We start from the raw sequence: 14,428 nt of genomic DNA on the forward strand, positions 1-14,428 counted from the left end.
TTGACCGGAGGCCGGAGGCCGTCAACTGCCCGCCCCGGTACGGCCCCAGTCCGGGCCCGCCTTGTCCCATGCCTGGTCCCAGCGGGCGTAGCGGCGCTGGAGCATGCGCCACACGATCATGCGACGGCCGGCCTCTATCAGCCCCCCGGCCATCACGGCCGCACCGATCCCGGCCAGTACCGCGTGTGTCGTCGCGGTCTCACCGTCCAGCGGACGCGCCACTATTCGGCCATGGTCGTCGGTCCAGACGACGAACTGGTCGCCCCGGTGCGGGGAGTCGAGGGCGGTCAGTACCGTGCCGTGCCGCGCGGTGCCGTCGGGGGCGGCCCAGTCGGCGAGTACCTGGCTCTGTCTCTGCCGTGACGCGGGGGATTCCGGATCCGGCTCCACCGGAGCGTGCCTGAGCCGCCTCACGACGGTGGCCGCCACCTGGTGATGGGTGCGCTGCTGGTCCCGCACGGCTCGCTGCAGGGAGTTCTGGGCGACCGCGCCGATCACGGCGCCGGCCACCGGCGCTGCGACGAGGACCAGGACCATGGCGGCCAGCGCCAGCCAGGCCTCGACCAGATCGGTCGTACGGCGCAGCGGATTGCGCCGCCAGCGCCACAGGCCGACGAGTGCTCGCACCGTCACCCACCCCCTTCCGCCTCCGTCATAATCCCCGCATCCGCCCGTTCATGTGCGGAATCGGTGAAGAGAGAGCCAAAACACCTCTCTTCTGTCTCATGAGCCCCTCATGAACTTCTCACGCACACTCAACGACCGCGTGCGCTGTCCGGGTTCCCGCGCACGGGGCGAATCGTGGCCTGGCTCGGCACGGCGAGACGGAGGTCCTCGGTGCGGCAGCCGCGTCGCGATCCGGGGGAGGAGAGGGGAGGGGAAGGCGGACGATCGCGGCGTGGCTCAGCCGAGGATCTCGACCGGGTCGCCGACGCGGATCGTGCCGCGCGTCAGCGGTACCAGATTCTGGCCGAAGATCAACCGGCCGCCGATCCGCCGATGGCGGCCGAGCGCGCGCAGGGGCTCCTTGCCGCGTTCGGCGGTGGCCTGGTCCGTGGTCGTCACGACGCAGCGCCCGCACCCCTTGGCGACCCGGAACCCGACCTCGCCGATCGCGATCCGCTCCCAGTCGTCCTCGGCCCAGGGTGCCGTGCCGGACACGACGACGTTCGGCCGGAACCGGTTCATGGGCAGCGGGCCCTCGTCGGGGTGATCGCCCTGCGCGATCAGGGAGTTGAGGGCGTCCAGGGAAGCGAGCGTGGTGACCAGGAGCGGAAAGCCGTCGGCCAGGCTGACGGTCTCGCCCGGGCGCCCGAAGAGCGGGTCGATGGGGCGGCGGTGTGCGGGATCGTCGAGATGGACGAGGGTCACCCGCTGGCCGAGGTACGCGCTGAACCACGCGCTTGCCCCGGGAGCGGCCGCAACCGTCTCGATCTTCTCTCCCGCCCACCTCGCGGTGGTCGTGCCGGCCGGTTCGGGCACGGGCACGCTCAGCGGCTCCCGGTCGGAGGCGGACAACCGGACACCGCCGTCGGACAGGGGCTCGGCGGTGACCAGCGCGAGCCGTGGCTGCTCGCGCTGGGTGACGACCTTGCCCGTCTCGTCGACGAGGGCCCAGCGCCGGTCCCCGGACAGCCCCCATGGCTCCACCACGGCCTCGCTGAGTTGCTGGGCCCGCAGTGCCTTGACCGGGTGGACGTGAATCGAGTGCAGCACTGGTGTCGGCATGAGGCCATCGTGCCATTGCGCACCGATGGCCTCACGTCACGGGATGGATCAGTACCCGCGGTACTGCTGTCCGTTGTTGTACGGATCCTGGTACGGGGCGGGGCCGGGACGCGGCGCCGCGGGGCGCATCGCCTCGTAGCCGGTGGGAGCGGCCATCGGGCGGGGCTGCTGCATCTGCTGGGGGCCGGGGTAGCCGCGCGGGCCCGCCTGCTGCGGGATGTACGCGGTGGGGGGCTGCTGCAGGTGCGCGGGCTGCGGAACCTGGGGGTAGCCGTAGGCCGGGGCATGGGACGGCCCGGCCGGCAGCGCGGGAAGCGCCGACGGCAGTGCGGGCAGGTTGCTGCCCGGCGTCTCGTAAGCGGAGGGGACCCGGATCGGAGCGATCTGCGGGGTGCCCCGCTCGGCGACGAGCCTGTCGTAGATCGGAGTGTCCGGGAAGGGCGACGCGGAGTAGTAACCGCCGCCATAGGTGGAGCGGGGGGAGGTCATGGCACATAAGTTAAGCCCACGATGTGCTGGTTGGGGAGACCGATAAGAGGGTTGTTTTCCGTGCCCGGGGTGACGTGGGATCCCCAATGCGAGCGAACTTGTCAAAAAAGGGCAGCAATCGGGGTTTGGATCGCGTAAAGGCCGAGTTCCCAGCGGGTTACCGGCGGTTGACCACCGCTCTTCGGTGCCGTTGATGGGACTTCGGAGCCCGGGAGAATAGGTTGGCCGGAACGGATGCACGGACCGCCCGGATCCCTTCCCGGCGGAGCGACAGGTGATGGGGGCGGACATGTCAATGGCGAAAGGATCCAACCTCCAGGTGCCGACAACGGCCCTGCGGGTCGAACTGGGCTGGCGTTCCGGACCGGGTGTCCCAGACGCGGACGCCTCGGCGCTGCTGCTGCTCTCCGGCAAGGTCCGCACCGACGGTGACTTCGTCTTCTACAACCAGCCGGCCCACTCCTCCGGAGCCGTGCGGCACGAGGGCAAGCGGGACCTGGGCGGCCAGGTGACCGACACGCTCCTCGTCGACCTCGCGCGCGTGGAGCCCGCGGTCGAGACGGTGGTGCTCGCCGCCTCCGCCGACGGCGGAACGTTCGGGCAGGTGCCCGGCCTCTGCATCCGGGTGCTCGACGCCGGGCAGGGCACGGAGCTGGCGCGCTTCGATCCCACCGCGACCGTGGAGACCGCGTTCGTACTCGGGGAGTTCTACCGCCGTCAGGGGGCCTGGAAGTTCCGCGCCGTCGGGCAGGGCTACAGCAGCGGACTCGAGGGGCTGGCCACGGACTACGGGATCACGGTGGACGAGCCGCAGCACGCCCAGCCGCCCGCCGCCGCCATGCCTGCGCCTCCCGTGCCGCCGGTCAACGCACCGGTCCCGCCCATGCCCCCGCCGCCGGCCGCCCCGGCTCCCACGGGCGCGTACGGGGCGCCGCTCTCGCCCCAGAACCCGTCGTCGGTCCCGTCCACCCCGGTCCGCCTCACCAAGGTCACGCTCACCAAACAGGCCCCGTCGGTCTCGCTGACCAAGCAGGGCGGCACCTCCGGTGCCCTGCGGGTGAACCTCAACTGGCAGACACGTGAACAGTTCTCGCGCTGGGGCGGCCGGCGCGGCCGGGCGGCGACCTCGAACCCGGACCTCGACCTGGACCTGTGTGCCCTCTACGAGTTGTCCGACGGCAGCAAGGGGGTCGTCCAGGCCCTCGGCAACGCGTTCGGGGCGCTGCACCGCCCGCCGTACATCCACCTCGACGGCGACGACCGCACCGGGGCCGTGGAGACCGGTGAGAACCTCACCGTCAACCTCGACCACAAGCAGAGCCTCCGGCGCATTCTCATCTTCGTCACCATCTACGAGGGCGCCTGCTCCTTCGCCGACCTGCACGCCACGGTCACGCTCCGGCCGGAGCACGGCGCACCCATCGAGTTCTCCCTCGACGAGTGCACGGTGCCCTCGACCGTGTGCGCCCTCGCCCTCATCACGAACACCGGCGGCGACCTGGTCGTCCAGCGCGAGGCCCGCTACCTGGTCCCCGAGCGGGGGGTGAGCCCCCAACGCACGATCGACCGCGCCTACGGGTGGGGCATGAACTGGACCCCCGGCAGAAAGTGACCGCTCCGCCCACCCGCGGGAGCGGTCCGCTCACTGCTCGTCCAGCGCCGCGTCGGGGCGGGCATAGGTGCGGCCCTTCCAGGCCGCACCGCGCCCGCGGTAGTGCTGCACGGCCGAATCGACCGTCATCAGGAGATACAGAGAGGCGGTGACGGGCAGCAGCACCGAGAGCAACCACGGCTGCCGGTAGTACCGCAGCATCGGGATGTACGTCACCGTCATCACCAGCTTCGCGAGCCCGCCGACCACCATCGCGGTGGTGTTCCCGCTGACGAGTCCCGCCACGATCGTCAGGGACGGCACCAGGTAGACGACGGTGAGGCCGAGCACCGTGCCGAGGAGCAGCAGCGGGCTGTGCCGCAACTGCGCGTACGCACTGCGCGAGACCATCCGCCACAGGTCGTGCAGCCGCGGATAGGGACGGACGCTGTCGACCCGGTCGGCCAGCCCCAGCCAGACATGGCCACCGCCGGCCTTGACCGCCCGCGCGAGCGCCACGTCGTCGATCACCGCCTGCCGGATGGCATCGGGGATCCGCGCCCGCTCGGCCGCCTCCGTACGCAGCAGGACACAGCCGCCCGCGGCGGCCGCCGTCCGCGATCCCCTGACCGCGATCCACCGGAAGGGGTAGAGCTGCGCGAAGAAGTACACGAAGGCGGGCACGACGAGCCGTTCCCAGACGCTGTCCACCCGGAGCCTGGCCATCTGTGACACCAGATCGAAACCGCCGGTGCGCGCAGCCGCCACCAACTCCCGCAGGCTGTCGGGCGCATGTGCGATGTCGGCGTCCGTCAGGAGCAGGTATTCGGGGGTACGCGCGCGTGCGAGAGAGATTCCGTGCCGTACGGCCCACAGCTTGCCCGTCCAGCCCGCGGGGGGCTCACCGGTGGAGTCGACCGTGAGCGGCAGTCCGCCGTACCGCTCGGCCAGCGCCCGGGCCAGTTCTCCGGTGCCGTCCGAGCTGCCGTCGTCGATGAGGAAGACCTCGGCCCGTCCGGGGTAGTCCTGTGCGAGCAACGACGGAAGGCTGTGGGGAAGGACCGCGGCCTCGTCCCGCGCCGGTACGACGACACAGACGGACGGCCACGACTCCGGCTCCCGGCGGGGCGGCAGCCGCAGATCCGTACGCCAGAAGAAGCCCTGACCGACCAGCAGCCACAACCAGGAGGCCAGCGACACGACAGCGATCCACACGAGGGCAGTCACCTGCCGCAGTCTGCCCCACAAGGAGGTGCTTGAAGGCTCATCGTCTATGGTTGCGGGGTGAAGATCGCGCTGATGGACTCCGGAATCGGACTTCTGCCGGCCGCTGCGGCGGTGCGGCGTCTGCGGCCTGACGCAGATCTCGTGCTCTCACTGGACCCCGACGGGATGCCCTGGGGGCCGCGCACTCCCGAGGACGTCACCCAGCGGGCCCTGGCCGTCGCCGAGGCCGCCGCCGCACAGCGGCCCGACGCCCTGATCGTCGGCTGCAACACCGCGACCGTGCGCGCGCTGCCCGCCCTGCGGGCCTTCCTCGAACCCGGTCTGCCGGTCATCGGCACCGTCCCGGCGATCAAGCCGGCCGCGGCGGGCGGCGGACCGGTCGCCATCTGGGCCACGCCCGCCACCACCGGCAGCCCCTACCAGCGCGGCCTGATCCGGGAGTTCGCGGACGGCGTGGACGTCGCCGAGGTCCCGTGCCCCGGGCTCGCGGACGCCGTGGAGAAGGCGGACGACGCGGCGATCGACGCGGCCGTCGCCGCGGCCGCCGCGCGCACACCGGCCGAGGTGACCACCCTGGTCCTGGGCTGCACCCACTACGAACTGGTCGCCGAACGGATCCGCGCCGCCGTGCAGCAGCCCGGCCGGCCGCCGCTCGTCCTGCACGGTTCCGCCGGCGCCGTCGCCGCGCAGGCACTGCGCCGTATCGGTGCGGACGTGGCTCCGGGGGCCTCCGCGAGCGCCGCTGTGACGGTGCTCCTCAGCGGACGCGAGGGTGTGCTGCCGACCGCGGCGCTGTCGTACGACGAGGGCAAGCTCCTGCAGTCGGTCAGCACGACCGGCTGAGGACCCGCCCATCCGCCCGTGTCCTTGGGTCGTCACCCGGGCAGGTGACGCTGCGCAACACCATGCCCGCGTTCCGAAACATGGGTACCCTCAAGGGCATGAGGGAGCACCTCGACCGTGACAGGGCTCCGCAGCCCGAGATCTGGACCGGACGGGCGACGAACCACGCCCAGTGGCTCGCGGCGCTCGTCGGTGCCGCCTGTATGGCGCTCGGTATCGAGCTCGCCGTCGACTCCGCGTGGTCGTCCGGCCTCGTCCCCCTGGTCATGTCCGTCGTGGGCTGTATCGCCGCCGGTCTGCTGGTCCTCTTCGGCACGCTCGCGTTCGTGCATGTCGCGGTCAAGGTCGACAAGGAGTGCCTTGAGGTGCGCTGCGGCCACATCGGTCTGCCGCGTCGCCGCATCCCCCTCTCGCTCGTCGCCGGAGCCGAATTCGCCCCCCGGGTCACGCCACGCCAGTGGGGCGGCTGGGGCTACCGCTGGCGCCCCGAGAAGGGCACGGCCGTGATCGTGCGGCGTGGAGAGGGTGTCGTCCTGCGCCTGTGGGACGGGCACACCTTCACGATCACCGTGGACAACGCCGAGTCCGCGGTGCGGGTCATCCGGGCCCGGCTGCACCCGAGCCTGCCGGGCGCCACGCACTGACCGGCGACCCTCAGCCGTCCTCTTACTCCTTATTTACTACGGCCTCTCGCCACACCGTCATGACGGGCGACGGTCATCGCGGCGAACCGCTCTTCCCGTCCGGCCGTGCGGCACCCTCGCCCTCCCACAGCGGGCGTGCCGTAGCGATCCCGGCCAGCAGGCCCGCGCCCGCCGTCACCGTGGTGAAGCTGAGCGCGTCACCGGTCGACGCGATCACCGCCAGCGCCGTCAGGGCAGCGCCCGCCGTGAGGGCGATCGGCGTGGGTCGCCGGGTGCGCCACAGAGCGTGGAGGAACCAGCAGAAGACCCCCGCGAGCAGTGCCAGCCCGATCAAGCCCTGTTCCGCCGCCTGCTGCAGGGACGCCGAATGGGGCTTGTCGTCGGGCAGGAGCGACTGCGCGGACACGGGGCTCAGTTCACCGAAGCGTCCGGGCCCCGCACCGAGCACCGGATGCTCCCGGACCAGGCTGAGCGCGTCGTGCCACAACTGGACGCGGTGCCCGCCGAACGGGGCCCCGACAACGGCCGAGGGGCCGCCGGGCGTCATGTTCCCGGCCATCGCCCAGGTCGCCGCGGTCACCGCCGTCACCATGAGGGCGAAGGCGGCCAGTACGCCGGCGCGGTGGCGTGTCCGGTCCGCGGCGAGTGAGTACAGCAACAGGCCGATGGACGCCGTAAGGCCCGCGGTCGAGTCCAGCGCCGCCGCGACCCCCGCGATCCCCACGACCGACAGGCGGAGCGCGAACCGTGGCGCCGGGTCCCGGGCCGCCCACGCCGCACAGCACGCCGCACCCGAGGAGAGCGCCAGCAGCGCGGCGATCGCACCGGTGGAGCCGAGCGGGGCGGGGGACGGCGGGCCCGGCGTCGCGTAGGGCGCGGCGACCGCGAACCCGACTCCGCACAGGGCGCCGACCGCGGGTGCGGTGACCGGCAGCAGCGCCCCGAGGATGCGTCCCGATGAGTACCCCGCGGCAACCGCCAGCACAGCGAGCAGAACGCCCTCAGGCCGCCCGCCGTGCGCGGCGGCCGTGATCAGCGACCAGGCCGCGCACGCGCCGAGCATGAGGACGCCCGTCGCATCCGAAACGTTTCGTCTTTCGTCTTCCGCATCCGCGGCCCCGGCCGCGGACTCCGTACCCGTGGATCCCACTCCGCCGCCCCCCTGAGCCGGGCCCCACCGTCCCGGCTGTGTCCGGCTGCACGTCACAGGCTCGCGCACACCGTAACGGTGATGCGCCGGTTTGTGGACGAGTTGCGCAGGAACGTTGCTGCAGAAAGGCGGAGCAAAACGGTCGAATCACGGGCGGAAGCCCCGGGGGCCCGAATCGACCGCGCTGTCCGGTGCATGGTCACGCGCCGTACACTCCCCGGGTGACCGTCACCGCAACTCCCGTGGGCGAGCCGGAACAGCTCGAACCCCAGGCCGCACCCGCACGCCGCGGTGTCCGCCGGGCAAAGCGCCTCCTTCCGGCCGCCGCGGCCGCACTCTCCGGAGTGCTGCTCTACGTCAGTTTTCCGCCCCGGAGCCTGTGGTGGCTGGCCGTCCCGGCCTTCGCCCTCTTCAGCTGGACCCTGCGCGGCCGCACCTGGAAGGCCGGCCTCGGCCTCGGCTATCTGTTCGGCCTCGGCTTCCTGCTGCCGCTGCTGGTGTGGACCGGCGTGGAGGTCGGTCCCGGCCCCTGGATCGCGCTCGTCGCGGTGGAGGCCCTCTTCGTCGCGCTCGTCGGTGCGGGCATCACACTGGTCTCCCGACTGCCCGTCTGGCCGGTGTGGGCGGCCGCCCTGTGGATCGCGGGCGAGGCGGCACGCGCGCGTGCGCCCTTCGGCGGCTTCCCCTGGGGAAAGATCGCCTTCGGCCAGGCGGACGGTGTCTTCCTGCCGCTCGCGGCGGTGGGCGGCACCCCGGTGCTCGGCTTCGCCGTCGTGCTGTGCGGCTTCGGTCTCTACGAGATCGCGCGCGTGGTCGTGGACGGCCGGCGCAACGGGGGCGTCCTGCGGCGCGGAGCGGCCGTCGCGGCCCTGCTGAGCATCGCGGCTCCCGTGGTGGGCGCCGTCGCGGCGCGCTCCCTGGTCAGCGACAAGGCCGAGAACGGCACCACGACCGTCGCCGTCATCCAGGGCAACGTGCCGCGCTCGGGCCTTGAGTTCAACGCCCAGCGGCGTGCCGTTCTCGACTACCACGCGCGCGAGACCCTGCGACTGGCCGAGAAGGTCAGGGCGGGCAAGGCCCCGCGGCCCGATCTGGTGCTGTGGCCGGAGAACTCCTCCGACATCGACCCCTTCGCCAACCCCGATGCCGCAGTGGTGATCAGCGGGGCCGCCCGGGCGATCGGCGCACCCCTCTCGGTGGGTGGTGTCGTCGAGCGGGACGGCAAGCTCTACAACGAGCAGATCCTGTGGGACCCGGCCAAGGGCCCGGTCGACACCTACGACAAGCGGCAGATCCAGCCGTTCGGCGAGTACCTCCCGCTGCGCCCGCTGCTCGGCGCCATCAACAAGAACTGGACGTCGATGGTGCGCCAGGACTTCAGCCGGGGACGCAAGCCGGGCGTGTTCACCATGGCGGGTGCCAAGGTCGGACTGGTCACCTGCTACGAGGCCGCCTTCGACTGGACGGTGCGCTCCACCGTCACGGACGGCGCCCAGCTGATCTCCGTGCCGAGCAACAACGCGACCTTCGATCGCAGCGAGATGACCTACCAGCAGCTCGCCATGTCCCGGGTGCGCGCAGTGGAACACAGCCGGACCGTCACCGTCCCGGTGACCAGCGGTGTCAGCGCGATCATCATGCCGGACGGAAAGATCACCCAGCGGACCGGGATGTTTGTGGCCGACTCGCTCGTCCAGAAGGTGCCGCTGCGTTCCTCCGCGACCCCGGCCACGCGGCTGGGCACCCTGCCCGAGGCGTTGCTCGTGCTCGTCGCGGTCGGCGGGCTCGGCTGGGCGGTGGCGTCGGCGGCGCGCGGTCGCCGTGACCGTACCGTCCAGGACACCCCTCTCGGAGACCCTGAGGCCGCGGAATCGGCCCGATAGGGTCCGTCCATGGCCACTCCCGATTTCATCACGACCATCCGCGCCTCCGCGGGCCATCAACTGCTCTGGCTCCCCGGCGTCACCGCCGTGGTCCTCGACGACGACGGCAGGGTCCTGCTGGGGCGCCGGGCCGACAACGGGCAGTGGTCGGTGATCGGGGGCATACCGGACCCGGGGGAGCAGCCCGCCGCCTGCGCCGTCCGCGAGGTGTACGAGGAGACGGCCGTGCGATGTGTCCCCGAGCGGGTCGTCCTCGTCCAGGCGCTGGCTCCGGTGACCTACGCGAACGACGACCGGTGCCAGTACATGGACATCACGTTCCGCTGCCGTGCGATCGGCGGCGAGGCGCGTGTCAACGACGACGAGTCGCTGGAGGTGGGCTGGTTCTCGGTGGATGCGCTGCCCGCGCTGAGCGAGTTCGCGCTGCTGCGGATCAAGCAGGCACTGTCGGAGGCACCCACATGGTTCGACCCCACTAATCTGCTGTGAAGTGTGGGTGGTGACCATATGCGGAGGGGACGGGGCGCAGCCTAGGGTTTCCGCATGACCGAGCCCAGCCCGCTGTCGGCCCCCCACGCTCCCTCGCTCGATCTCGGCGGACGCACTGCCCTTGTCACCGGCGCCGCCGGCGGCATCGGCCGTGCCTGCGTGCTGCGGCTGGCGGCCGCCGGTGCGAAGGTACGAGCGGTCGACCGGGACGCCGCCGGACTCGAGGCCCTGGCAGGCGCGGCCGACGGTCTCCCGGGCAGCGTCGAGCCGTACGTCCTCGACCTCACCGACCTGGACGCGGCCGAACTCGCCGCCGACGGCACCGATGTCCTGGTCAACAACGCCGGACTCCAACTGGTGCGGCCCCTGGAGGAGTTCCCGCCCGACGTCTTCCACACCGTGCTGACGGTGATGCTCGAGGCGCCGTTCCGGCTCATCCGCGGGGCACTGCCCCATATGTACGGCCAGGGCTGGGGCCGCATCGTCAACGTGTCGTCGGTGCACGGGCTCCGCGCCTCCGCCTTCAAGTCCGCGTACGTCGCCGCCAAGCACGGCCTCGAAGGACTCTCGAAGACCGCGGCCCTGGAAGGCGCCCCCCACGGCGTCACGTCGAACTGCGTCAACCCCGCCTATGTACGCACGCCCCTCGTGGAGAAGCAGCTCGCCGACCAGGCGAAGGCGCACGGAATCCCCGAGGAGCGCGTGCTGACCGAGGTGCTGCTCCAGGACACGGCGGTCAAGCGGCTCATCGAACCGGCGGACGTCTCCGAGGCGGTGGCCTATCTCTGCAGCTCAGCGGCCTCCTTCATCACCGGCACCTCGCTGGTCCTCGACGGCGGCTGGACGGCACACTGAGCGGGAACATGCCAGAAGTTGTCCACAAGGCCGGTGGGCCCGGCCCGGAGGTGGGCCATCCTGGGGGCATGTCACGCGATCACGCACAGCCCGCGGCACCCCTCGGCACCCACGCCGAGGCCCCGTTCCTGGAGCTCCTGGCCCGGCGCGCATCGGCCGACGCCTACGAGCAGCCGGTGCTCCTCGCCCGGGCCGAGGGCCTGCCGCCCGAGCACATCGACGCCCTCGACCGGGCGAAGCGGCTCGCGCTGCGCGTGCGTGCCGAGATGGAGGGCAGACGCCGCCGGGAGGCGGAGCTGTCCGCGCTCTTCGAGACCGCCCACGATCTGGCCGGGCTGCGTGACCTCGACGCCGTCCTCCAAGCGATCGTCCAGCGCGCCCGCTCGCTGCTCAGCACCGACGTGGCGTATCTGACCCTGCACGACGAGGCCGCCGGCGATACCTATATGCGGGTCACCGAGGGCTCGGTCGCCGCCCGGTTCCAGCAACTGCGTCTCGGCATGGGCGAGGGGCTCGGAGGACTCGTCGCCCAGACCGCCCGCCCCTATGTGACACCCGACTACTTCCAGGACGCCCGCTTCCAGCACACGCGGACGATCGACACCGGTGTCCGTGACGAGGGACTCGTGGCGATCCTCGGCGTGCCGCTCATGATCGGTCCGCAGGTCATCGGGGTGCTGTTCGCCGCCGACCGGCGGGCCCGCGTCTTCGAGCGGGAGGAGATCGCTCTTCTCGGCTCGTTCGCCGCGCTGGCCGCCGCCGCCATCGACACCGCGAACCTGCTCACCGAGACCCGTTCGGCCCTCGCCCGGCTGGCGCGGGCCAACGAGATCATCCGTGACGGCAGCGCGGTCATCGAGCGGGCCTCGGACGTGCATGACCGGCTCGCCGAACTCGTCCTGCGCGGCGGCGGTGTGCACGACGTGGCCGCGGCCGTCTCCCAGGTCCTCGACGGCACGGTCGAGTTCGCCGAGGCGGACGCCGCCCCCGCCGCTGCGCTGGAAGCCTCCCGCGCCGAAGGCCACGCCGTGCGGCACGACGACGACTGGGTCGCCGCGGTGGCGGCCGGCGGTGAACTGCTCGGCGCCCTCGTCCTGCGCGGCCATACGCGGCTCGACCCCGTCGACCAGCGCACCCTGGAGCGCGCCGCGATGGTGACCTCCCTGCTGCTGCTCGCCCGCCGCTCGGCGGCGGAGGCCGAACAACGCGTCCGCGGCGAGCTGTTGGACGACCTCCTCGACGCCCGCGACCGCGACCCGCGCGTCCTGCGCGAACGGGCCGCGCGGCTGCGCGCCGATCTCGACGCCACCCATGTGCTGCTCGCCGCCCGCCTCGACGGCACGGCGGACGACGCCGACCAGGAGGCCGCCGCCCGCCGCCGTCTCGGGTCCGCCGCCTTCCATCTCGCGGCCACCCGGCACGGTCTCGCCGCCGTGCGCGACGGCGGTACGGTCCTGCTGCTGCCCCTGGAACGCGGCGGCACCGCGACACACCTCGCCCGCCGTACCGCCCGGCATCTGGGCACCGCCGTGCACGAGGCGGTCACCGTCGGCGCCTCCGCCCCCTTCGAGGACCTCGCCGCCCGCCCGGACCGGGTGGCCGCGGCCTACACGGAGGCGCAGCGCTGTCTGGAGGCCCTGCACCTGCTGGGGCGGGCGGGAGACGGCGCCGCCGCCGAGGACTTCGGGTTCCTGGGGCTGCTGCTCGCGGGGGACAGGGACATCTCCGGGTATGTCGAGCGCACGATCGGCCAGGTCGTCGCCTACGACGAACGGCGCGGCACCGATCTCGTCCGCACCCTCGATGCCTACTTCCTCTCAGGGATGAGCCCCGCACGCACCAAGGACCGGCTGCACGTCCATGTGAACACGGTGGCACAGCGCCTGGAGCGGGTGAGCCGTCTGCTGGGCGACGACTGGCAGAGCCCGGCCCGTGCCCTGGAGATACAACTGGCCCTGCGCCTGCACCGGTTGTCGTCGTCGGCTCGGCACTGACCCCGAGCCGTGGCCGCGGCGCGCCACCCCGGCGGACCCCGGAACCGCCCGAACGAAGCCGGACGCACACCGGTCCCGGGCGCCTTGACGCCCGGGACCGGCGGAAGGAACCGGAGATCAGGCGGTAGGGGCATCCGCGGCCCGGGTCTCCACGGACGCGGTGTCGGCGGAGGCCTCGACCCGTGCCAGATCACGGTCGCGCGTCTCCTTCGCGACACCCACCGCGACCAGGGTCAGCAGGGACGCCGCGATCACGTACAGCGCGATCGGCGTCGAGCTTCCGTAGTCCGACAGCAGAGCGGTGGCGATGAGCGGCGCCGGGGCCCCGGCCGCCACGGAGGCGAACTGGGCACCGATGGACGCACCCGAGTACCGCATGCGGGTGGCGAACATCTCCGCGAAGAACGCCGCCTGGGGCGCGTACATCGCCCCGTGCAGCACCAGGCCCACGGTCACGGCGAGGACGAGGTTGCCGAAGCTGCCCGTGTCGATGAGCGCGAAGAACGGGAACGCCCACAGACCGACTCCGGCCGCACCCAGCAGATAGACCGGCCGACGGCCGATCCGGTCCGACAGCGCACCCCACGCCGGGATGACGGCGAAGTGCACGGCGGAGGCGATGAGTACGGCGTTCAGAGCCGTCTGCTTGGAAACGCCGGCCGACGTGGTGGCGTAGACGAGGATGAAGGCGGTGATCACGTAGTAGCTGATGTTCTCCGCCATCCGCGCGCCCATCGCGACCAGCACGTCCCGCCAGTGGTGACGCAGGACGGACACCAGCGGCAGCTTCTCCGTGTCGGAGTCGCCGGCCGCCTTGCGGGCCTCGGCCTGCGCCAACGCCTGCTGGAAGACGGGTGATTCATCGACAGACAGACGAATCCACAAACCGATGACCACCAGCACTCCGGACAGGAGGAACGGTATGCGCCATCCCCAGGACCCGAAGGCGTCGTCGGAGAGCGTGGCGGTGAGCAGGGACAGCACCCCCGTGGCAAGGAGCTGTCCGGCCGGCGCACCGGTCTGCGGCCAGGAGGCCCAGAAGCCGCGGCGCCGCGCGTCACCGTGCTCCGACACGAGCAGCACGGCACCGCCCCACTCACCGCCGAGCGCGAACCCCTGCACCAAGCGCAGTACGGTGAGCAGCACGGGAGCGGCGGCGCCGACCGTCGCGTGCGTCGGCAGCAGACCGATGGCAAAGGTCGCCCCGCCCATCAACAGCAGGCTGAGCACCAGCAGTTTCTTGCGTCCGAGCCGGTCACCGTAGTGCCCGAAGACCAGAGCACCGATCGGACGCGCGGCGAACCCCACCGCATACGTCAGAAACGACAGCAGGGTGCCGACCAGCGGGTCGGAGTCCGGGAAGAACAGCTTGTTGAAGACGAGCGCGGCGGCGGATCCGTACAGGAAGAAGTCGTACCACTCGATGGTGGTACCGATGAGGCTGGCGGCGACGATGCGGGGGAGGTTCGCCGGGGGTGGGGGAGCGGTGTTCGGGGATGCCATGTGCGCCACTTCCTCGTGTGCGGTGGGGACGG

General features: G+C 71.9%; 13 protein-coding genes. 7 read left to right on the forward strand and 6 right to left on the reverse strand.

Annotation, left to right across the window (positions count from 1 at the left end):
- Positions 1 to 21 precede the first annotated feature (21 nt).
- The 3 genes from ACFY2Z_RS08600 to ACFY2Z_RS08610 form a co-directional block, all read right to left on the reverse strand.
- Positions 22 to 627: a hypothetical protein gene (locus ACFY2Z_RS08600; RefSeq protein WP_390743533.1), complete on the reverse strand. Its 606-nt coding sequence runs from the start codon at positions 625 to 627 to the stop codon at positions 22 to 24.
- A 276-nt stretch (positions 628 to 903) separates the two neighbouring features.
- Entirely contained in the window at positions 904 to 1,728 is an 825-nt protein-coding gene (locus ACFY2Z_RS08605) for an MOSC domain-containing protein (RefSeq protein ID WP_390743423.1), read from the reverse strand.
- A 48-nt stretch (positions 1,729 to 1,776) separates the two neighbouring features.
- Positions 1,777 to 2,217 (reverse strand): DUF6643 family protein, encoded by a 441-nt coding sequence (locus tag ACFY2Z_RS08610; RefSeq protein ID WP_390743424.1) that lies wholly within the window; start codon positions 2,215 to 2,217, stop codon positions 1,777 to 1,779.
- Between the two features lie 289 nt (positions 2,218 to 2,506).
- On the opposite strand from ACFY2Z_RS08610, the gene ACFY2Z_RS08615 reads away from it, so the two are divergent.
- Positions 2,507 to 3,829 carry a TerD family protein gene (locus ACFY2Z_RS08615; RefSeq protein WP_390743425.1) on the forward strand — a complete coding sequence of 441 codons (1,323 nt, stop codon included), beginning with the start codon at positions 2,507 to 2,509 and terminating at the stop codon, positions 3,827 to 3,829.
- Positions 3,830 to 3,859: 30 nt separating this feature from the next.
- On the opposite strand, the gene ACFY2Z_RS08620 is transcribed toward ACFY2Z_RS08615, so the two are convergent.
- The gene (locus ACFY2Z_RS08620) at positions 3,860 to 5,035 is read right to left on the reverse strand and encodes a glycosyltransferase (RefSeq protein ID WP_390743426.1); all 1,176 of its coding nucleotides are present in this window, start codon (positions 5,033 to 5,035) and stop codon (positions 3,860 to 3,862) included.
- 57 nt (positions 5,036 to 5,092) lie between these two features.
- On the opposite strand from ACFY2Z_RS08620, the gene ACFY2Z_RS08625 reads away from it, so the two are divergent.
- Positions 5,093 to 5,878, forward strand: a complete 786-nt coding sequence (locus ACFY2Z_RS08625) for a glutamate racemase (RefSeq protein ID WP_390743427.1) — start codon at positions 5,093 to 5,095, stop codon at positions 5,876 to 5,878.
- Between the two features lie 98 nt (positions 5,879 to 5,976).
- Entirely contained in the window at positions 5,977 to 6,522 is a 546-nt protein-coding gene (locus tag ACFY2Z_RS08630) for a hypothetical protein (protein ID WP_390743428.1), read from the forward strand.
- 73 nt (positions 6,523 to 6,595) lie between these two features.
- On the opposite strand, the gene ACFY2Z_RS08635 is transcribed toward ACFY2Z_RS08630, so the two are convergent.
- Positions 6,596 to 7,585 (reverse strand): O-antigen ligase family protein, encoded by a 990-nt coding sequence (locus ACFY2Z_RS08635; protein WP_390743429.1) that lies wholly within the window; start codon positions 7,583 to 7,585, stop codon positions 6,596 to 6,598.
- A 308-nt stretch (positions 7,586 to 7,893) separates the two neighbouring features.
- On the opposite strand from ACFY2Z_RS08635, the gene lnt reads away from it, so the two are divergent.
- The 4 genes from lnt (at position 7,894) to ACFY2Z_RS08655 (ending at position 12,893) form a co-directional block, all read left to right on the forward strand.
- The gene (gene lnt / locus ACFY2Z_RS08640; RefSeq protein WP_390743430.1) at positions 7,894 to 9,555 is read left to right on the forward strand and encodes an apolipoprotein N-acyltransferase; all 1,662 of its coding nucleotides are present in this window, start codon (positions 7,894 to 7,896) and stop codon (positions 9,553 to 9,555) included.
- Between the two features lie 9 nt (positions 9,556 to 9,564).
- Positions 9,565 to 10,044, forward strand: a complete 480-nt coding sequence (locus ACFY2Z_RS08645) for an NUDIX domain-containing protein (RefSeq protein ID WP_390743431.1) — start codon at positions 9,565 to 9,567, stop codon at positions 10,042 to 10,044.
- 54 nt (positions 10,045 to 10,098) lie between these two features.
- Positions 10,099 to 10,899: a 3-hydroxybutyrate dehydrogenase gene (locus ACFY2Z_RS08650; protein WP_390743432.1), complete on the forward strand. Its 801-nt coding sequence runs from the start codon at positions 10,099 to 10,101 to the stop codon at positions 10,897 to 10,899.
- Positions 10,900 to 10,967: 68 nt separating this feature from the next.
- Positions 10,968 to 12,893 carry a helix-turn-helix domain-containing protein gene (locus ACFY2Z_RS08655; RefSeq protein WP_390743433.1) on the forward strand — a complete coding sequence of 642 codons (1,926 nt, stop codon included), beginning with the start codon at positions 10,968 to 10,970 and terminating at the stop codon, positions 12,891 to 12,893.
- Positions 12,894 to 13,010: 117 nt separating this feature from the next.
- Here ACFY2Z_RS08655 and ACFY2Z_RS08660 read toward each other — a convergent pair whose 3' ends face one another.
- Positions 13,011 to 14,396, reverse strand: a complete 1,386-nt coding sequence (locus ACFY2Z_RS08660) for an MFS transporter (RefSeq protein ID WP_390743434.1) — start codon at positions 14,394 to 14,396, stop codon at positions 13,011 to 13,013.
- Positions 14,397 to 14,428: the final 32 nt, after the last annotated feature.

Source organism: Streptomyces sp. NPDC001222 (assembly GCF_042896945.1).
GTDB lineage: Bacteria > Actinomycetota > Actinomycetes > Streptomycetales > Streptomycetaceae > Streptomyces > Streptomyces gibsoniae.